General features: G+C 66.7%; 19 protein-coding genes. 4 read left to right on the top strand and 15 right to left on the bottom strand.

The window, feature by feature from the left end; all coding sequences use genetic code 11:
• Positions 1 to 385 precede the first annotated feature (385 nt).
• The 4 genes from AU198_RS24100 to rplS form a co-directional block, all read right to left on the bottom strand.
• Positions 386 to 691, bottom strand: coding sequence for a DUF2469 domain-containing protein (locus AU198_RS24100; protein WP_064351099.1), 306 nt, complete (start codon positions 689 to 691; stop codon positions 386 to 388).
• 55 nt (positions 692 to 746) lie between these two features.
• A complete protein-coding gene (locus tag AU198_RS24105) occupies positions 747 to 1,478 on the bottom strand; it encodes a ribonuclease HII (protein WP_064351100.1) in 732 nt (243 codons plus the stop codon).
• Between the two features lie 27 nt (positions 1,479 to 1,505).
• The gene (gene lepB / locus AU198_RS24110) at positions 1,506 to 2,321 is read right to left on the bottom strand and encodes a signal peptidase I (protein ID WP_064351101.1); all 816 of its coding nucleotides are present in this window, start codon (positions 2,319 to 2,321) and stop codon (positions 1,506 to 1,508) included.
• Positions 2,322 to 2,407: 86 nt separating this feature from the next.
• Complete coding sequence (gene rplS, locus AU198_RS24115; protein ID WP_064351209.1) at positions 2,408 to 2,749, bottom strand: 50S ribosomal protein L19; 342 nt, start codon at positions 2,747 to 2,749, stop codon at positions 2,408 to 2,410.
• Positions 2,750 to 3,073: 324 nt separating this feature from the next.
• Between rplS and AU198_RS24120 the strand changes: the two genes are divergently transcribed.
• Positions 3,074 to 4,018: a serine hydrolase gene (locus AU198_RS24120; protein WP_064351102.1), complete on the top strand. Its 945-nt coding sequence runs from the start codon at positions 3,074 to 3,076 to the stop codon at positions 4,016 to 4,018.
• 62 nt (positions 4,019 to 4,080) lie between these two features.
• Here the strand turns inward: AU198_RS24120 and trmD are convergent, their stop codons facing one another.
• From trmD to rpsP, 4 genes are read right to left on the bottom strand one after another with little or no spacing between them, the layout of a single operon-like run.
• Positions 4,081 to 4,758: a tRNA (guanosine(37)-N1)-methyltransferase TrmD gene (gene trmD, locus AU198_RS24125; RefSeq protein WP_064351103.1), complete on the bottom strand. Its 678-nt coding sequence runs from the start codon at positions 4,756 to 4,758 to the stop codon at positions 4,081 to 4,083.
• 1 nt (position 4,759) lies between these two features.
• Positions 4,760 to 5,275, bottom strand: coding sequence for a ribosome maturation factor RimM (rimM, locus tag AU198_RS24130; RefSeq protein ID WP_064351104.1), 516 nt, complete (start codon positions 5,273 to 5,275; stop codon positions 4,760 to 4,762).
• Positions 5,276 to 5,284: 9 nt separating this feature from the next.
• Entirely contained in the window at positions 5,285 to 5,527 is a 243-nt protein-coding gene (locus AU198_RS24135; RefSeq protein WP_003881089.1) for an RNA-binding protein, read from the bottom strand.
• Positions 5,528 to 5,535: 8 nt separating this feature from the next.
• Positions 5,536 to 6,099 carry a 30S ribosomal protein S16 gene (rpsP, locus tag AU198_RS24140; RefSeq protein WP_064351105.1) on the bottom strand — a complete coding sequence of 188 codons (564 nt, stop codon included), beginning with the start codon at positions 6,097 to 6,099 and terminating at the stop codon, positions 5,536 to 5,538.
• 254 nt (positions 6,100 to 6,353) lie between these two features.
• On the opposite strand from rpsP, the gene AU198_RS24145 reads away from it, so the two are divergent.
• Positions 6,354 to 6,914: a class I SAM-dependent methyltransferase gene (locus AU198_RS24145; protein ID WP_064351106.1), complete on the top strand. Its 561-nt coding sequence runs from the start codon at positions 6,354 to 6,356 to the stop codon at positions 6,912 to 6,914.
• Here AU198_RS24145 and AU198_RS24150 read toward each other — a convergent pair.
• On the bottom strand, positions 6,812 to 7,228 hold the full coding sequence (locus AU198_RS24150; protein ID WP_064351107.1) for a nuclear transport factor 2 family protein: 417 nt from the start codon (positions 7,226 to 7,228) through the stop codon (positions 6,812 to 6,814). The genes AU198_RS24145 and AU198_RS24150 overlap by 103 nt on opposite strands.
• A gap of 32 nt (positions 7,229 to 7,260) precedes the next feature.
• On the opposite strand from AU198_RS24150, the gene AU198_RS24155 reads away from it, so the two are divergent.
• Positions 7,261 to 8,139 (top strand): D-alanyl-D-alanine carboxypeptidase family protein, encoded by an 879-nt coding sequence (locus AU198_RS24155; protein ID WP_064351108.1) that lies wholly within the window; start codon positions 7,261 to 7,263, stop codon positions 8,137 to 8,139.
• A gap of 73 nt (positions 8,140 to 8,212) precedes the next feature.
• Positions 8,213 to 9,058, top strand: a complete 846-nt coding sequence (locus AU198_RS24160) for a D-alanyl-D-alanine carboxypeptidase family protein (RefSeq protein ID WP_064351109.1) — start codon at positions 8,213 to 8,215, stop codon at positions 9,056 to 9,058.
• A gap of 69 nt (positions 9,059 to 9,127) precedes the next feature.
• On the opposite strand, the gene AU198_RS24165 is transcribed toward AU198_RS24160, so the two are convergent.
• The 6 genes from AU198_RS24165 to ftsY form a co-directional block, all read right to left on the bottom strand.
• Positions 9,128 to 10,222: an amidohydrolase family protein gene (locus tag AU198_RS24165; RefSeq protein WP_156431736.1), complete on the bottom strand. Its 1,095-nt coding sequence runs from the start codon at positions 10,220 to 10,222 to the stop codon at positions 9,128 to 9,130.
• Position 10,223: 1 nt separating this feature from the next.
• Entirely contained in the window at positions 10,224 to 11,792 is a 1,569-nt protein-coding gene (gene ffh / locus AU198_RS24170) for a signal recognition particle protein (RefSeq protein ID WP_064351110.1), read from the bottom strand.
• 69 nt (positions 11,793 to 11,861) lie between these two features.
• Positions 11,862 to 14,330 carry a [protein-PII] uridylyltransferase gene (locus AU198_RS24175; protein ID WP_064351111.1) on the bottom strand — a complete coding sequence of 823 codons (2,469 nt, stop codon included), beginning with the start codon at positions 14,328 to 14,330 and terminating at the stop codon, positions 11,862 to 11,864.
• Between the two features lie 74 nt (positions 14,331 to 14,404).
• Positions 14,405 to 14,743 carry a P-II family nitrogen regulator gene (locus tag AU198_RS24180; RefSeq protein WP_018600748.1) on the bottom strand — a complete coding sequence of 113 codons (339 nt, stop codon included), beginning with the start codon at positions 14,741 to 14,743 and terminating at the stop codon, positions 14,405 to 14,407.
• Between the two features lie 33 nt (positions 14,744 to 14,776).
• Positions 14,777 to 16,141 carry an ammonium transporter gene (locus tag AU198_RS24185; protein ID WP_064351112.1) on the bottom strand — a complete coding sequence of 455 codons (1,365 nt, stop codon included), beginning with the start codon at positions 16,139 to 16,141 and terminating at the stop codon, positions 14,777 to 14,779.
• Between the two features lie 181 nt (positions 16,142 to 16,322).
• Entirely contained in the window at positions 16,323 to 17,666 is a 1,344-nt protein-coding gene (ftsY, locus tag AU198_RS24190; protein ID WP_197416214.1) for a signal recognition particle-docking protein FtsY, read from the bottom strand.
• Positions 17,667 to 17,729: the final 63 nt, after the last annotated feature.

The raw sequence follows: 17,729 nt of genomic DNA on the forward strand, positions 1-17,729 counted from the left end.
GCTGCACAAGAATGTCACACAGTTCAGCGCAGTTCAACCGGTAAAGATGGGACAATTCGGTGTTATCTGTCTCGTGGCCGTGACGCGAGCGAACACCTTGTCATCCATATCGACGACAGGGGAGCTCGGAACAAGGATTAGGCCCATCACAGGCACTGTTGAACGGCAACCGTTAGTCGACGGATACAACAGCGTCGTCGTCGGCGCCACCCAATCCTGCCGTGCGACGCTCCCCCGCGAAGCCAATTGGCAATCTTTATGAGAATAGAGACGGTCGGTCTTGGAAACGCCTGCGGCAAGTTCCGACATGCCCAATGGCGTTGGCGTTCCGGGTGACTACTGACTGGCGCAAGCGTCAGTGCCTTGGGCCATCGGCACTCTCCGACTATTCCGGCAGCCGCAATTCAGGCTTTTCGACCTCTTCGATATTGACGTCTTTGAAAGTGATCACCCGCACCTGCTTGACGAAGCGGGCGGGCCGGTACATGTCCCACACCCAGGCATCGGACAGCCGCAGCTCGAAGTAGACCTCTCCGTCGGCATTGCGCGGTACCAATTCGACGCTGTTGGCGAGGTAGAACCTCCGCTCGGTTTCCACCACGTAACTGAACTGGCCGACGATGTCCTTGTATTCGCGGTAGAGCGAGAGCTCCATCTCGGTTTCATATTTCTCGAGATCTTCGGCACTCATCGGCTCAGCTGTCCTTCATCTTGGTCGCTGCCCCCTTGTTGGCTCCCATTGTCCCCTACCCCGCTTCGTCGCATTGATCCGGTGGACCCACTTGGCAGGAGTCAACCAGTTCGGTCACCACCCTGATTCCTCCGGCCGTGGCCACCCGACGGACGTTGATGAACGAGTGCCGGTGTTGACTACAGGGCCCGAGCTCGGCCAGCGCTGCGCTGTGCGCGGGTGTGCTGTAGCCCTTGTGGAGGGCAAAACCGTAACCAGGGTGTTCGGCCTCCATCTTCACCATCAAGCGGTCACGGCTGACCTTGGCCAGCACGCTGGCCGCCGCGATGCACGCCGCGGCCGCATCACCGCCGACCACCGGAAGTGAGGGCGCCGGCAGCCCAGGTACGCGGAAACCGTCCGACAGCACATAGCCGGGTCGCACGGACAGGCCCGCGACCGCACGGCGCATACCCTCGATGTTGGCCACATGCACGCCACGGCGATCGACCTCATGCGAGGGGATGAACACCACGTGGTAGGCCAGGGCGTAGCGCCGGATCAAAGGGAAAAGGCGCTCGCGCTCCTTTTCGTTCAGCTTCTTCGAGTCGTCGAGGGCCGAGAGGCTCTCCAACCGATTGGGACCCAGGACGCAGGCGGCGACGACAAGGGGCCCCGCACACGCACCGCGGCCGACCTCATCGACGCCGGCCACCGGTCCGAGGCCACTGCGATAGAGCGCAGATTCCAAGGTGCGCAGTCCCGAGGATTTCCGGATCACAGTGCGCGGAGGCCATGTCGCCCGCAAGAACAGCTCTCCTAGTTGCGTCTGGCGTTACGTCTGCGGGTTCACGCTGCCCACGCCACCCCAGCGGGAAGGGGGCCACGCGATGAACCGCGCCTTTCCGATCACATTGTCCACCGGGACGGTTCCAGCCGTCGGATCACCCGTGCACAACAGACCCTTCTGGGCGTCGGCCGGGGTGTTGGTGCAGTGCGCGCGGGAATCCGCCGAGTGGGTGCGGTTGTCCCCCATCACCCACAACCGGCCCTCGGGCACCTCGACGGGTCCGAACTCATTTCCCAGACACGGGTAGATCGCGGGGTCGGCCCGCATGGTGTCGGGGTCCAGATACGGCTCCTCGAGCCGCTTACCGTCGACGGTCAAGCCGGTCGCCGCTCGGCATTCGACGGTCTGGCCGCCCACCGCGATGATCCGCTTGACGAGGTCGTTCTCGTCCGGCGGAACGAAACCGACGACCGAAAGCGCGTTCTGCATCCATCGGATCGCGGTGTTGTCCGAGCGGATCGACCGGTAGTTGATGTTCCAGTTCGGGGGGCCCTTGAAGACGACGACGTCGCCGGGCTCGGGAGACGAGAAACGGTAGGTCAGCTTGTCGACCATGATCCGGTCGCCGGTGCAGCCCGGGCAGCCGTGCAGGGTCGGTTCCATCGACTCCGACGGAATCAGATACGGCCGGGCGACGAACGTCAGCGTGACGTAGTAGATGACGAGCGCGATCGAGATGAGGATCGCGAATTCCCGGAACGCGCCGCCCTTTTTCTTGGGCTTTTCCGTCTCGCTGTCCGGCGCGGCGGTCTCGGGTTGGTGCTCGGCTGATGATTCGTCGGACTCTGGGGAACCGGTCACCGCATCAGGGTAGCCAGCGCCGTGCTCAGCCCCGCGCTGCTCGCGCTCCAAGGATCAGGCTCCGGCGCCGACGGCCGACCGGGAGGTCAGCGCTTTTCCTTGATCTTGGCTTTCTTGCCGCGCAGCTCGCGCAGGTAGTACAGCTTGGCGCGGCGTACGTCACCGCGGGTCACGACGTCGATGTGGTCGATGTTGGGCGAGTGCACCGGGAAGGTCCGCTCGACGCCGACGCCGTAGCTCTCCTTGCGCACGGTGAACGTCTCGCGGACGCCGCCGCCCTGGCGCCGCAGCACCACACCCTTGAAGACCTGGATGCGCTCCTTGGAGCCCTCGATGACCTTGACGTGCACGTTGACGGTGTCGCCGGGACCGAAGTCCGGGATGTCGTCGCGCAGTGATGTCTGATCGACGAAGTCCAGCGTGTTCATCGGTGACACTTCCTTGCGGTTGGCGGCTGCGGGCGCTGCTGTCACGTGGATGCCGTGACATGGCCTGCCGAGCCGATCTGATCGGGTGAATCGGGGTGTATCTCGCAGCGGGCGGAACTGGCCGTTCCCGGGTCCTGCACAGACAACTGCTCAATTGTGCCAGATGGGACCTGCTCGGACGAAATCGCGCCGAGTCCTCTGGTCCGCGCTTGCCGAGGTTACCTAAGCAGGCGCCCGGGGTAGCCAGTGATTAGGCTTGACGCTCAGGGCCGAAGCAACGCGGCGGGGCCCGGAAAATCCCATCGGGGCCAATCGAGGAGGGTCATGCAACGGCGGCCGTCTCCGCTGGTCAAGACGATCGCATTCTTCGCCGCTGCGATCGTGGTCGCCGCTGGCTGCGAAGCCAAAGTCCACGGCAAGCCGCCGCATCCGGCCGGCCCGCATCTGACGGTCGTCGCGCCGCAGGGAGGCTTAGCGCCGCTGCCCGAAGCCGCGCCCGACGAACCCGCCGCCTCCTTCGGAGGCATCGACGCTCGCACGCGCCAGGCCACCGAACAGGCCGCCGAGGCCGGCGCCGACCTAGCGATCGCCGTGCTCGACCGCAATACCGGGACTTTCGTGTCCAACGGCAACAACGAGGCGATGCCGATCGCCTCGGTGGTCAAGCTGTTCATCGCCGACGACCTGCTGCTGCAGGAAGCGCAGGGACGGGCCAAGCTCACGCCGCAGGACCGCAAGGCGTTGGAGGCGATGCTGCGGTCATCCGATGACAGCGCGGCCGAGATCTTCTGGAATCGCGGCGGCGGCAGCGAAATCGTTTCGCGGGTCACCGCGCGATATGGCCTGGGCGCGACGAGCACGCCGTACAACGGCCGCTGGTTCAACACCTTGAGCACCCCCGCAGACCTGGTGCGGTACTACTCAGAACTACTGTCGGGCGGCGGCGGCCTACCCCCCGACAAGACCGACGTCATCGTGTCGAACCTGGCGAGGTCGACTCCGACCGCACCCGACGGCACGGTGCCCGGCGGTGTCTATCCGCAGCGATTCGGCATACCCGACGGGCTCTACGAGGAGCGGGTGGCGGTCAAGCAGGGCTGGTTCTGCTGCTGGAACGGCGGCAACTGGGTGCACTGGTCCACCGGGGCGATCGGCGCGGACCGTCGATTCGTCATGGCGATCGCATCGATGCAGGCCGCCGACGACGTCACTGCCCGCAACACGATCACGCAGGCGGTCAAGACGATGTTCCCCGGCGGCCGCATCTAGCTTGCGCGTAGCAAGACGTCGGAAGTCGGTCCGGAACCGGTCGACGTCGTCAGCTGACGCGCTCAGTCGAGCAGGTCGGGTCGACGCTCGCGGGTGCGTTTCAAACCTTGCTCGCGACGCCAGGCGGCGACCTTGGCATGGTCGCCGGAGAGCAGGATCTCGGGCACATCGAGGCCTCGCCAGCTGGGTGGCCGAGTGTAACTGGGGCCCTCGAGTAGCCCTTCGGAATGTGAATCCTGTTGATGTGACGCCGGATTGCCGAGAACCTCCGGCAGCAACCGCACGAGGGCCTCGATCATCACCAGTGCCGCCGACTCGCCGCCGGGTAGCACGTAGTCACCGATCGACACCTCCTCGACGCGCATGCGGCGGGCCGCGTCATCAACGACGCGCTGATCGATTCCTTCGTAACGTCCACACGCGAACACCAGGTGTCGCTCGGCCGCCCAGGCCTGCGCGTCTGCCTGCCGGAACCGCCTTCCCGCGGGTGTCGGCACCACCAGAAGCGTTTCGGTCGAACAGATCTCGTCGAGCGCCTCACCCCACACCGGCGCCTTCATCAGCATGCCCGGTCCCCCGCCGTAGGGTGCGTCGTCAACCGACCGGTGAACATCGTGCGTCCAGCGCCGCAGGTCGTGTACCTCGAGCTGTACGATTCCGGACTCAATAGCCTTGCCGGGCAACGACTGTCGCAGTGGTTCGAGGTAGGCCGGAAAGATCGTGACGACGTCTATTCGCATGTCAGATCTCCAGCAGGCCTTCCGGCGGATCGATTTCGATGACCTCATCGGCCAACGACACCGACGTCACGATCGCGCTGACGAACGGCACCAGAACTTCGCGTTCGTCACCGTGGACCGCGAGCAACTCACCGGCGGCCGTATGCAACACCTCGGTGACGGTGCCCACGTTGACGCCGGCCGTCGTGCGCACCCGCAGGCCTTCGAGTTGATGGTCGTAGTACTCGTCGGGGTCCTCGATCGGCGGCAGTTGTCGCGAATCGACGAGGAACAGGGTGCCGCGCAGCGCGTCGGCGGCATTGCGGTCATCGACGCCCTCGAACCGGACCAGCAGACGGCCACCGTGTTGACGGACCGACTCGATCGTGTACTCACGCTCCGTGCCGCCCTTGGCGGGGCGCCCGCGCAGCGACGTCCCTGCTGCGAACCGCGCGTCGGGATCGTCGGTGCGGACGTCCACCACCACTTCACCGGTGATGCCGTGCGCTTTGGCGACGCGCCCGACCACGAGGTCCATGCTGACCGGTTACTGGTCGGTGTCCACCACGTCGACGCGGATACCGCGACCACCGATTCCGGCGACCAGCGTGCGCAGCGCGGTCGCGGTGCGCCCACCGCGTCCGATCACCTTGCCCAGGTCATCCGGGTGCACGTGAACCTCGACGGTGCGTCCGCGCCGGCTGGTCACCATGTCGACGCGGACGTCGTCCGGGTTGTCGACGATTCCGCGCACCAGGTGTTCGACCGCGTCGACGACGACAGAACTCACGGCCTGACTCAGCTTTCAGTGGCGCCGGCGACGGTGGCGTCCTCGCCCTCAGCCGGAGGCTCGGACTGGTCCTTGGCGGGCGCCGGATCGGCCTGGGCCTCGGCCTCGACGGCCTTCTGATCCGACTCGTCAGACGCCTTGTCGGGGTCTTTATCGGAGGCCTGCGCGGCCTTTTTGGCTGCGGGCGCCTTCTTCTTCTTGGGCTGGGTGGCCTCGGTACTCGGACCGCCCTCGGCCTCCGCGAGCGCCGCGTTGAACAGGTCCAGCTTGCTGGGCTTGGGCTCCTTGACCTTCAACGTGCCTTCCGCACCGGGCAGACCCTTGAACTTCTGCCAGTCACCGGTGATCTTCAGCAGTGCAAGAACCGGTTCGGTCGGCTGGGCGCCGACGCTGAGCCAGTACTGGGCCCGCTCCGAGTCAATCTCGATGAGGCTGGGGTCTTCCTTCGGGTGATAGCGGCCGATCACCTCGATGGCGCGGCCCTGACGGCGGGTCCGCGCGTCGGCGACGGAGATGCGGTACTGGGGATTGCGGATCTTGCCAAGCCGCGCGAGCTTGATCTTTACAGCCATGTGCTACGTCTTCTCCTGTGATTGCCACGCTGGCAATTCAGCGATCGAAGCAGGTTGCCTCGGCCCGGTTTTGCCCTGCGCGTGTGACCGCCGCAGGGCCGAAATCCTGCGGTAGACAGCCGCCCATTGTGCCAGAACAGCCGCGACCGGCAAAAATCGTCCGGTCGACCGCCCCGGCGGGCTTAGCGGGTTGATCGCACGCACCACGTGAGGGCGATCCACCAGTCAAGGCCCGATGAGGGCATGCTCGACGCATGACATCGATACGCGAGCCGCTGATGGCCGTCGTCGCCGGTCAGCTCGAGATCGCCGATGACATGCTGCGCCGGGCCAAGCTGCGCTTCGCTCGTCACTTCCGGTCGGGTCGGCTGAGGTTGCACCGGGGGTCGCTGACGGAACTTCCGCTCGACGACACCACGTGCGACGCAGTGATCACCGTCAACACCGTCAACACCGTCTACTTTGTGGCCGATATACGCGCCGCCTGCGCCGAACTCGCGCGGGTCCTCCGGCCGGGCGGTCGCGTCGTCGTGGGGATCGGCAATCCCGACGTCATGCGCCAGGCACCGTTCACGCGGTACGGATTCATGTTGCGACCGGTCGACGAGATCGCCGTGGCGCTGTCCGACTCCGGGCTGGCGGTCGAGCACCGATCCGTGCCCGACAAGCCGATACCGCGTCGTGATCGTCGGGAAGCGCCCGGACTGAGCGCTCAGAGGAGTTTGTCGAAGCATTTCTCCTCCACGCGCTTGCTCATGCGCCAGCCGTCGGCGGTGCGCACGAATTCGTCGACGTACCAGATCCCGACGAAGTAGATCTGACCCTCCCCACCCATCACCATCGGGTTGAAGCAGATCGCGCGCGAGGAGCCGGTGTCGCCGGTGATGCGGATGTCGACGTTGCCCAGCATGTGGTAGTACGCCGGGAAGTTGGGCAGTACGTCCTTGAGCCATGCCTTGACCTCCGGGAAGCGGCCGTCGATGCCGCCGGTCACGCGGTAGTCGATATAGGCGTCCGGCGTGAAAACCCGGTCGAGGTCGTCGAATCGCTTCTGGTCGATGGCGCTCGAGTAATCGATCAACAGCTGCTGAATTTCGAAGCGGTCGGAAATCTCCTCGAGGCTCAACATGCGTCGATTGAACACGACTAGGCTGCCTGCCCATGCGCAAGCTCTTGATCTGCTTGACCACTGTGTTGTGCCTGGTGGCCTTCGGCACCCCCATCGCCACCGCCGCGCCCGTCGGCGTCAGCCAACCGTCGGGTTCGGTACCGATCCCCGAGGGCCCGGCCCGCGCCTGGGTGCTCGCCGACATGGACACCGGTGAAGTGCTGGCCGGGCGCGACGAGTACGGCCAATACGCGCCGGCCAGCACGATCAAGGTGCTGCTGGCGCTGACGGTGCTCGACGAGCTGCCGCTCGACGCCACCGTGGTCGCCAACGAGGCCGACACCCAAGTGGAGTGCAATTGTGCGGGCGTCACCCCCGGCATGGTCTACACGACGCGGCAGCTGCTCGAGGCGATTCTGCTGGTGTCGGGCAACGACGCCGCCAACACGTTGGCCACCATGCTCGGTGGTTACGACGTCGCCGTGACGAAGATGAACGCCAAGGCCGCCCTGCTCGGTGCCCACGGCACCAACGCGGCGTCACCGTCCGGCCTCGACGGTCCCGGCATCGACATGTGGTCGACCCCGCATGATCTGGCGGTCATCTTCCGCGCCGCGATGGCAAACCCCGTGTTCGCCTCGATCACCGCTGCGCCGACGGCCGTCTTCCCCACCAAGAACGGCGACGAAGTCCTGGTCAACCAGGACGAGCTGCTCAAGCGCTACCCGGGCACGCTCGGCGGGAAGACCGGGTTCACCGACCGCGCGCAGAAGACGTTCGTCGGCGCCGCCCAGCGCGACGGGCGCCGGTTGGTCGTCGCGCTGATGTACGGCATGGACAAGCCCGGTCAGCCGACCTACTGGGATCAGGCGTCCAGCTTGTTCGACTGGGGTTTCGCGCTGAGTCCCGGCACCAGCATCGGCTCGCTGTGATCACCGGTTAAGTTGCTCAATCGCAACGCATCCGAGACCGGGACACCGAACCCCGCCGATACGCTCGGCGACCATGCGAAGCATGTCGGCTGCGTTGGCCATCGCGCTGACTTGCGCAACGACTCTGGCCATCGGCCTGGCCACACCTGCCCCGGCCCAGCCGCGAGGCGAACCGTCGGGCGCTGTCGCGCTGCCCGACGGGCCGGCGCAAGCCTGGGTGCTCGCTGACCTCGATTCGGGTCGAATCCTGGCTTCGCGCAATCCCTATGAACCCCACGCACCCGCGAGCACCATCAAGGCGCTGCTCGCGATGGTGGTACTCGACCAGTTGCCGCTGAACGCGGTGATCGCGGCAAGGCCGGCGGCCGCTGACGTCGAATGCTCTTGTGCCGGAGTCAAAGCCGGGCGCGCCTACACGGTGCGCCAACTGCTCGACGGGCTGATGTTGGTCTCGGGTAACGATGCCGCCAACGTTCTGGCCGACGGTCTCGGCGGTTACCGCGTCGCGGTGGCGAAGATGAACGCCAAGGCGCAGTCCCTGGGCGCACGCAGCACACGTGCCTCGTCGCCGTCGGGGCTCGACGGCCCCGGCATGGAGTCGTTCACCACCGCCAGCGACCTCGCGCAGATCTATCGCCATGCGCTGCGGTATCCGGCGTTCGCCGCGATCGTGCGCCAGCCGTCGTCGTTGATTCCGACCGACAACGGGCCCAAAACGATCACCAACCAGAACCAGTTGCTCAAGCGGTATCCGGGCACGCTCGTCGGCAAAACCGGCTACACCAACCTGGCTCGCGACACCTTCGCCGCCGCCGCCCAACGCGGTAACCGCCGATTGGTGGTCGCGCAGCTGTACGGCAACGGGGACCTTTACGGTCAGGCGATCAAGCTGTTCGACTGGGGCTTCGCCCAGCCCTAAGTTCCGCGAGCGACCGCGTTTGCGCACGACACGCCGTCGGTTCACGGCATTTTGCGGTCGCTCGCGAGCTCAGGAAAAGATGCGGCCGCGCAGGATGACCAGATCCGGGCGGGTGAGGACGGCGGCGCCGTTGCGCGGATCCTCGGCGTAACACACCAGGTCGGCGGGTGCGCCGTGTTCCATGCCCGGCCGGCCGAGCCACTCGCGGGCGCTCCAGCACGCCGCGCCCAGGGCTTGCGTCGGCGTCATCCCGATACCCGTGAGCGCCTCGATCTCGTCGGCGATGCGGCCGTGCGCGACCATGCTGCCCGCGTCGGTGCCCGCATAGATCGGCACCCCGGCCTCCCTGGCCGCGGCGATGCGCGGATAGCACTTCTCGTGCAGGTCCCGCATGTGCTTGGCGTATTTCGGGTACTTCGCGGCGCCGTCGGCGATGCCCGGGAAGTTGGCGATGTTAATCAGCGTTGGCACCAGCGCGGTGCCGTACTCGACCATCAGGTCGATGGTGTCGTCGGTCAGGCCGGTTCCGTGTTCGATGCAGTCGATCCCCGCCTTGATCAGCCCCGGCAGCGCGTCCTCGCTGAACACGTGCGCGGTCACGCGGGCACCGTTGTCGTGTGCGGCGCCGATCGCGGACTTGAGCACGTCGTCGGACCACAACGGTGCCAGATCGCCGACCTCGCGGTCGATCCAGTCACCGACGAGCTTGACCCACCCGTCGCCGAACCGCGCCTGCTCGGCCAACGCCTCGGGCAGCGCGGATTCGTCGTCCAATTCGATCGCGAACCCGCGCTGGTAGCGCTTGGGTCTGGCGAGGTGGCGGCCCGCGCGGATGATCTCCGGGAGATCGTCGTGATCGGCGAGACTGCGGGTGTCGATCGGTGAACCGGCATCACGCAGCAGCAGCGCGCCGACATCGCGTTCGATCTCGGCCTGCGCGATGCAGTCGTCGAGGTTGTCGAGCGGGCCGTGATCACCGAGACCCACGTGGCAGTGCGCGTCGACGAGCCCCGGCAGGATCCAGCCGCCATACCCATCAGCACCGAAGACCGTCTCTGCGCCGCTGACCGGTTCGGCGCTGAGTACGCCGCCGTCAATCCACCACTCCACCGGTTGCTCGTCGGGCAGTCCGATGCCGCGGACATGAAGAACGGGCAGCGTCACGCTACTTCTGGCCCGGGAACTTCAGTTTGGACAGATCGATGTCGGCGAGCCCGGGCGGGAGCTCGTCGAGACCCTTGGGCATATCGGACAGGTCGGGGAAGCCCGCTGGCATACCCGGCATTGCGGCGCCGAGGGGATTGCGCGCCTTCGGCGGAGTCGGCCCCCGGCCCGACTTCTTGTTCTTTCCGCTCTTCTTCTTGTTCTTGCTGGTCTTGCGAGAGTTCTTGCGGCCGAATGGCATTCCCATCTGGCCCGCCATCTGCGACATCATCTTGCGAGCCTCGAAGAACCGCTCGACGAGCTGGTTGACCTCGCCGACGGTCACCCCCGACCCGTTGGCGATCCGCAGCCGGCGCGACCCGTTGATGATCTTGGGGTCGGCGCGCTCCTCGGGAGTCATACCGCGGATGATCGCTTGCAGCCGGTCGAGCTGTTTGTCGTCGACGGCGGCCAGCGCATCCTTCATCTGGCCCGCGCCGGGCAGCATGCCCAGCAGGTTGCCGATCGGGCCCATCTTGCGGATCGCCAGCATCTGCTCGAGGAAGTCCTCCAGCGTCAGTTCGCCGCTGCCGATCTTGGCCGCGGCCTCTTCGGCTTTCTGGGCGTCGAAGACCTGCTCGGCCTGCTCGATCAACGACAGCACATCGCCCATGCCGAGGATGCGGCTGGCCATCCGGTCGGGGTGGAAGACGTCGAAGTCTTCGAGCTTCTCACCGCTGGAGGCGAACAGGATCGGCACGCCGGTGATCTCGCGGACCGAGAGCGCTGCACCGCCGCGTGCGTCGCCGTCGAGCTTGGTCAACACCACACCGGTGAACCCGACACCCTCGCGGAACGCCTCGGCGGTGGTCACGGCGTCCTGACCGATCATCGCGTCCAGCACGAAGATCACTTCGTCGGGATCGACGGCCTGCCGGATGGCGGCGGCCTGGCTCATCAGTTCGTCGTCGATGCCGAGGCGACCGGCGGTGTCGACGATGACCACGTCGAAGTGCTTGGCCTCGGCCTCGGCCAGGCCCGCGGCCGCGACCGCGACCGGATCACCGGGAGCCGCGTCCGCCGCGCCGTCCGCCGACACCCCGGGGTGGGGCGCGAACACCGCGACATCGGCGCGCTGGCCGACGATCTGCAGCTGATTCACCGCACCGGGCCGCTGCAGGTCGCACGCCACCAACAGCGGCGTATGTCCTTGTACGCGAAGCCATCTCGCGAGCTTGCCGGCCAGGGTGGTCTTACCCGAACCCTGAAGACCGGCCAGCATGATCACCGTCGGCGGCGTCTTGGCGAACGCCAGCGGGCGGGTCTCACCGCCGAGGATGCCGATCAGTTCCTCGTTGACGATCTTGACGACCTGCTGGGCCGGGTTGAGCGCACCGGACACCTCGGCGCCGCGGGCGCGCTCCTTGATCCGGTTGACGAAGGCGCGCACGACGGGCAGCGACACGTCGGCTTCCAACAGCGCCAGCCGGATCTCGCGGGTGGTCGCGTCGATATCGGCGTCGGTCAGCCGCCCTTTGCCACGCAGACCCTGCAGGGCCCCGGTCAACCGGTCGGACAGGGATTCAAACACGACGTCCAGCCTAATGGGAGCCGACAGCGGCGCGCCCGAGCAGGGCATGCGCCGCGGAAACGGGCGTGATCAGCTCGCCTCGGACACCGGTTTCGGGGGCGGCGGCGCCGGCAGCACCGCGTATAGGTCGCGTTCGATCTCGTCGCGCACGCCCTCATCGGCGGTGATGCCGAACAGGTCGACCACCGAAGAGCCCATCGTGGTCACCTTCGCCCACGCGATGTCGATGCCGTCGCGCTCGAACACGGCGGTGAGCCTGGCCAGCAGGCCCGCGCGGTCGGTGCTGCGGATCTGCACGACCAGTTCACCCCGGTGGGCACCCTGCGACCACAGGATGCGCGGCGGCGCGGTGACGTGGTTGATGGGGACAGCGGCAGGCACCTCGCCGGCACGCGACGTGCCGTGTTGCGCCGCCTCGCGTTCACGGCGATCCAGCGCCTCCTGCACGTCGAGTTCACCGTCGAGCGCAAGGATGAACTGCTGTCGCAGCACCTCGGCCGCCGGTGGCGAGCCGAAATGCGGAGAGACGACGAACGTGTTGATCGCCGAGCCCTCGTGACCGTTCACCGAGGCCGAGTGGACACGCAGCGAGTTCAGCGCGAGCACGCCTGCGGCCTTCGACAGCAGGCCTCGCCGGTCGGGCGCGATGACCGTCACGTTGTGGATCTGCGGGCTGTCCCCCGGCGACAGCTCCAGATGAACGCCCACCTGCCCGGCAAGCGAAAGATACCGCGGATCAATGGGATCGGGTTGCGGTAGCGGCTCTCCCGCCATCACCATCCGGCAGCGGTGTGCGAGATCGCCGAGAAGCGAAGCCTTCCAATCGCCCCAGACGCCGGGTCCGGTCGCCAGCGAGTCGGCTTCGGCGAGGACGTGAAGCAACTCCAGCAGAACGGGGTCTCCGTCGAGGGCCTCGACCACCGCGGCGATCGTATTGGGATCCTGGAGGTCACGCCGTGTCGCGGTGTGCGGCAGCAGCAGGTGGTGGCGGACGATCTTCGACAGAATCTCGACATCCGACGGCCACATCCCCAGCCGGGTCCCGATCTGAGTGGCCAGCTCCGCACCGATGACGCTGTGATCGCCACCGCGTCCCTTGCCGATGTCGTGGCACAGCGCGCCCAGCATCAGAAGGTCCGGGCGAGCCACCCGTGTGGTGAAAGCGCTTGCCCGCGAGACCGTTTCGACAAGGTGCCGGTCGACGGTCCAGATGTGCACCACATCGCGCGGAGGGAGGTCGCGAACCGCACCCCACTCGGGGAACAGACGCCCCCACAGACCGGTGCGATCCAGCGCCTCGATCGTGGCGACCGCCGACGGTCCGGCGGCCAGCATCACCAGCAGATCCTTGAGCGCCTGGCGCGGCCAGGGCGTGCGGAGTTCGGGGGCGGCCTCGGCGAGCCGCGACAGTGTCGAGGCCGCCATCGGCAACCCGGTGGTCGCCGACGCGGCGGCCACCCGCAGGATCAAGCCGGGATCGCGTTCGGGACGGGCATCGCGCGCGAGGATGACCTCGCCGGCGAACTCGATGACCCCCTCGTCGAGGGGGCGGCGAGGCGGACGGCGCAATGCCGCAAAACCACGACGGGGAAGCGCGTTGGCTGCCGTGCGGATCCCCGCGTCGACGTAGAAGCTGATAGTGCGTGCGGCGTCGGACAGCATCCGCGCCAGATCGAAGCGGTCGCCGATGTGCAGAGCCGCACCGATCTCGTCGGCGTGTTGGGCCAGCAGCAGGTCGCGCCCGCGGCCGGCCACCCTGTGCAGTTCGGTGCGTACGTTGAGCAACGCCAGATGGGCCTGCCCCAGCGACCCGAGCGGGGACGCCAACGTGTGGTTGGGATACACGTCGGCCAGTTGCGCGATCGCCAGTGCGTTGAGCAGTTGCACGTCACGCAGACCGCCGCGACCACATTTGAGGTCGGGTTCGGCCCGGTGCGCGATCTCCCCGCTGCGCTGCCATCGCGCCCGGGTGTGATCGACGAGTTCATCGAAGCGCGAGGCGATTCCGGTGCGCCACTGCCGACGGGCTCCCCCGATCAGCAGCGTGGACAGGTCCGCGTCACCGGCGATGTGACGCGCTTCCAGCATCGCCAACCCCGCCGAGATGTCCTCACCGGCCACCTTCAACGCCTCGGGTACCGTCCGCACACTGTGGTCGATGCGAATGTTGGCGTCCCACAACGGATACCACAACAGCTCTGCCACCTGACCGACCACGTCGTGCGGCATGTTGTCGTGCAACAGCATCAGGTCGAGATCGGAATGCGGCACGAACTCACCCCGGCCGAGGCCGCCGGTCGCGACGATGGCGAAGCCGCTGGTCGGCGTGATGCCGATCTCGGTGGCCTTGGTGGTCAGCCAGAACTCGTGCAGATCTTGCAGTGCGTGGCGCAGGGCGGCCGAATCCAGTTGGCGCGCACCGCCTGTCAACAGCTGCTGGATCGCGGCGCAGAGGTCCGTCGCCGGACGAGACGAACCCGCCGCCGGCGCCACCCATTGAGGGGCGCCGGCGGCGGCCTGGGGTCTGGGCTCACTCATCTCGTCCTCTCCCCCTGTAAAACTGCTCACGGTGTGCGATCGGACGGAGACGAACTCTCAGCTCTGCAAGAGGCTCAAAGGGCGTCGGCTCCACGCTCTCCGGTGCGTACCCGGACCACGGTGTCAACAGGGCTCACCCACACCTTGCCGTCACCGATCTTCCCGGTTCGTGCGGCCTGGACGATGACATCGACGACCTTGTCGACGGCGGAGTCCTCCACCACGACCTCGACACGCACCTTCGGCACGAAATCCACGGAGTACTCGGCACCCCGGTAGACCTCGGTGTGTCCCTTCTGGCGGCCGTAGCCCTGAACCTCGCTGACGGTCATCCCGAGGATACCCGTCTGCTCGAGCCCGGTTTTGACATCTTCGAGCGTGAACGGCTTGACAATCGCAGTAATCAGCTTCATGTAGTCGATCCCTTCCGAGGAAATTGTTGCCGATCAGACGAGCTCGTAAGCAGTTTCGGCATGTTCGGTTTCATCGATGCCGGTGTCTTCATCCTCCAGGGTGACGCGCCAACCCAATGGCTTGACGATAAAGGCAATGATCGTCGTCATGATGCCAGTGAAGATAACCGCGACCAAGGCGATCACCACCTGCACGACCAACTGCTGGAAGCCACCGCCGTAGAACAACCCCGTCTCCATCGCCAGGAAACCGATGCCCACGGTGCCCCACAGCCCCGCTACCAGGTGCACACCGACGACGTCGAGCGAATCGTCGTAGCCGAACTTGTACTTTAACCCGACTGCGAGTGCGGACAGCGCGCCGGCGACGACACCCAGGATCAACGATCCGATCGGCGAGAGCGACCCGCAGGCCGGCGTGATCGCGACGAGGCCGGCCACGACGCCCGAGGCGGCGCCGACGCTGGTCGCGTGCCCGTCCCGGATGCGCTCCACCAGCAACCAGCCCAGCATCGCGGCGGCGGTGGCGGCGGTGGTGTTGACCCAGACCTGGCCGGCGAGCATGTCGGCCGCGCCTTCGGATCCGACGTTGAAGCCGAACCAGCCGAACCACAGGATGGCGGCGCCCAGCATCACGAACGGAATGTTGTGCGGACGGTAGGCGACCTTGCCGAAGCCGGTTCGCTTGCCCAGCAGAATCGCCAGCACCAGTGCGGCCATGCCGGCGTTGATGTGAACGACGGTGCCACCGGCGAAGTCGATCGGCGAGACGTTCGCGGTGCCTTCTTCGTCGACGCCGAACATCTTGGCCGCGATGCCGTTCTCAGCACCGGACAGCAGGCCGCCGCCCCAAACCATGTGAGCGAGTGGGAAATACACCACCGTCACCCAGATCGCGCCGAACACCAGCCAGGTGCCGAACTTCATCCGCTCGGCCACCGCGCCGCTGATCAGCGCGACGGTGATGACTGCGAAGGTCAACTGGAAGCCCGCCCAGACGATTGCGGGCACAGAGCCGAATCCGCCAAGGACGTAGAGGGTGGTGCCGTCCACCTCCAGGGTCTCCAGAAGTGGGCTCAGCCCGAACAACGCAAATGGATTGTCGAAGATGCCCGCGATGTCGCTGTTGCCGGTGTGCGCCGACGCGAACGACATCGAGTAGCCCCACAACACGTAGACGACGCTGACGACGCCGAGGGTTCCGAACGACATCATCATCATGTTCAGAACCGACTTCTGGCGCGACAACCCACCGTAGAAGAACGCGAGACCGGGCGTCATGAACAGAACCAGCGCCGCGGCGGTGAGCACCCATGCGGTGTCGCCGGAACTCAACCCGTCGGGGCCGAACGGCGCGAACGCATCATCGGGTAGGGCAAGGGGTAAGGCTGAAACCACTTTGTGTGAACCTCCTTGGGAAGTGCGCCGATCGGATCGGCCTCCCGAAGAGACTCTTCGGCTCGCGTTTCACCGGTGATTCTGTTCCGTTTCCACTAAGTGAACGGACACGCCCGAAGCGTTACGCTCGTGTTTCCACGCGGATCCAGCCGTCGCGCACAGCCCGTGCCGACGCGTCGGATCAGCCGAGCAGCGCGTCGACGAACGCCGCGGGCTCGAACGGCGCGAGATCGTCTGCGCCCTCGCCGAGTCCGACGAGTTTGACCGGAACGCCCAGTTCCTGCTGCACACGGAAAACGATTCCGCCCTTGGCCGTTCCGTCGAGCTTCGTCAGCACCACGCCGGTGATGTCGACGACCTCGGCGAACACCCTGGCCTGGGGCAGGCCGTTCTGGCCGATCGTGGCATCGAGCACCAGCAGGACCTCGTCGACTTCGGCGCGGCGGCTGACGACGCGCTTGACCTTGCCGAGCTCGTCCATCAGCCCGGTCTTGGTGTGCAGGCGTCCGGCGGTGTCGATGACAATGACGTCGGCGCCGTCCTTGATGCCCTCGTCGACGGCGTCGAAGGCCACCGAGGCGGGGTCGGCGCCCTCGGCGCCCCGCACCACGTGGGCGCCCACCCGCGACGCCCATGACTGCAACTGGTCGGCCGCGGCGGCGCGGAAAGTGTCGGCCGCCCCCAGGACGACGCGGCGGCCGTCGGCGACCAGGACGCGGGCCAGCTTGCCGACCGTGGTCGTCTTACCGGTTCCGTTCACCCCGACGACCAGCAGCACCGAGGGTTTGTCCGCGTGCGGCAGAGCCCTGATCGAGCGGTCGAGGTCGGGCTGCAGTGCCTCGATGAGGACATCGCGCAGTACCCCGCGGGCGTCGGCCTCGTTCCGCACCCGGCTGCTGGCCATCCGCGAGCGCAGCGCGGCGACCACCGACTCCGTCACCACGGGCCCCAGGTCGGCGATCAGCAGCGTGTCTTCGACTTCCTCCCACGACTCGTCATCCAGGTCGCCGCCGCCGAGCAGCCCCAACATGCTGCGGCCGAGAGTGTTCTGCGACTTGGCGAGCCTGCCGCGTAGCCGCTCCAGCCGTCCTTCGGTCGGTGCGATCTCGTCGAGGGCGGGCGCGGGTTCATCGACGACGGTCGCCGATTCCTCGACGACGGGGGTCGGTTCTGCAGGTTCAGGTGCGGGCGCCGGCTCCGGAGGCGCGGGCGCGGGGCGCTCCTCGACCGGCGGCTCGGGTAGTTGTACGTCGGCGATCGGGCGCTTGGGCGCGTCGCGCGGAATCGTGGCGTCGTCGCCGACGGCGGGCAAGCCGGTGGTGTCGATGCGTTCGGGGGGCGCGGTCGGCGCGGATTGCGAGAACGTGATCCCTGATGAGGCGGTATAGCCTCCGGAACGGTCGATCGGCGTGGCCGTCTCCGTCGACGACAACCGGATGCGCCGGCGTCGATACCGCACCAGCCCGACGACGAGCGCGGCGACCAGCAAAACGGCGATGACCGCGATCGCGATCCACAAACCCATCGAGCCAACATCAGTCACGGCGCCATTGTCTCAAGGTGAGTCCGCGCCAACGCCCCCACGCCC

The organism is Mycobacterium sp. GA-1199, assembly GCF_001500045.1.
Lineage (GTDB): Bacteria > Actinomycetota > Actinomycetes > Mycobacteriales > Mycobacteriaceae > Mycobacterium.

Coding starts and splice junctions, on each gene's coding strand:
- AU198_RS24100 (WP_064351099.1), bottom strand. CDS start 691: ATGAGTGCCGAAGATCTCGAGAAATATGAAACCGAGATGGAGCTCTCG.
- rplS (WP_064351209.1), bottom strand. CDS start 2,749: ATGAACACGCTGGACTTCGTCGATCAGACATCACTGCGCGACGACATC.
- AU198_RS24120 (WP_064351102.1), top strand. CDS start 3,074: ATGCAACGGCGGCCGTCTCCGCTGGTCAAGACGATCGCATTCTTCGCC.
- trmD (WP_064351103.1), bottom strand. CDS start 4,758: ATGCGAATAGACGTCGTCACGATCTTTCCGGCCTACCTCGAACCACTG.
- rimM (WP_064351104.1), bottom strand. CDS start 5,275: ATGGACCTCGTGGTCGGGCGCGTCGCCAAAGCGCACGGCATCACCGGT.
- rpsP (WP_064351105.1), bottom strand. CDS start 6,099: ATGGCTGTAAAGATCAAGCTCGCGCGGCTTGGCAAGATCCGCAATCCC.
- AU198_RS24145 (WP_064351106.1), top strand. CDS start 6,354: ATGACATCGATACGCGAGCCGCTGATGGCCGTCGTCGCCGGTCAGCTC.
- AU198_RS24150 (WP_064351107.1), bottom strand. CDS start 7,228: ATGTTGAGCCTCGAGGAGATTTCCGACCGCTTCGAAATTCAGCAGCTG.
- AU198_RS24155 (WP_064351108.1), top strand. CDS start 7,261: ATGCGCAAGCTCTTGATCTGCTTGACCACTGTGTTGTGCCTGGTGGCC.
- AU198_RS24160 (WP_064351109.1), top strand. CDS start 8,213: ATGCGAAGCATGTCGGCTGCGTTGGCCATCGCGCTGACTTGCGCAACG.
- AU198_RS24175 (WP_064351111.1), bottom strand. CDS start 14,330: ATGAGTGAGCCCAGACCCCAGGCCGCCGCCGGCGCCCCTCAATGGGTG.
- AU198_RS24180 (WP_018600748.1), bottom strand. CDS start 14,743: ATGAAGCTGATTACTGCGATTGTCAAGCCGTTCACGCTCGAAGATGTC.
- ftsY (WP_197416214.1), bottom strand. CDS start 17,666: ATGGGTTTGTGGATCGCGATCGCGGTCATCGCCGTTTTGCTGGTCGCC.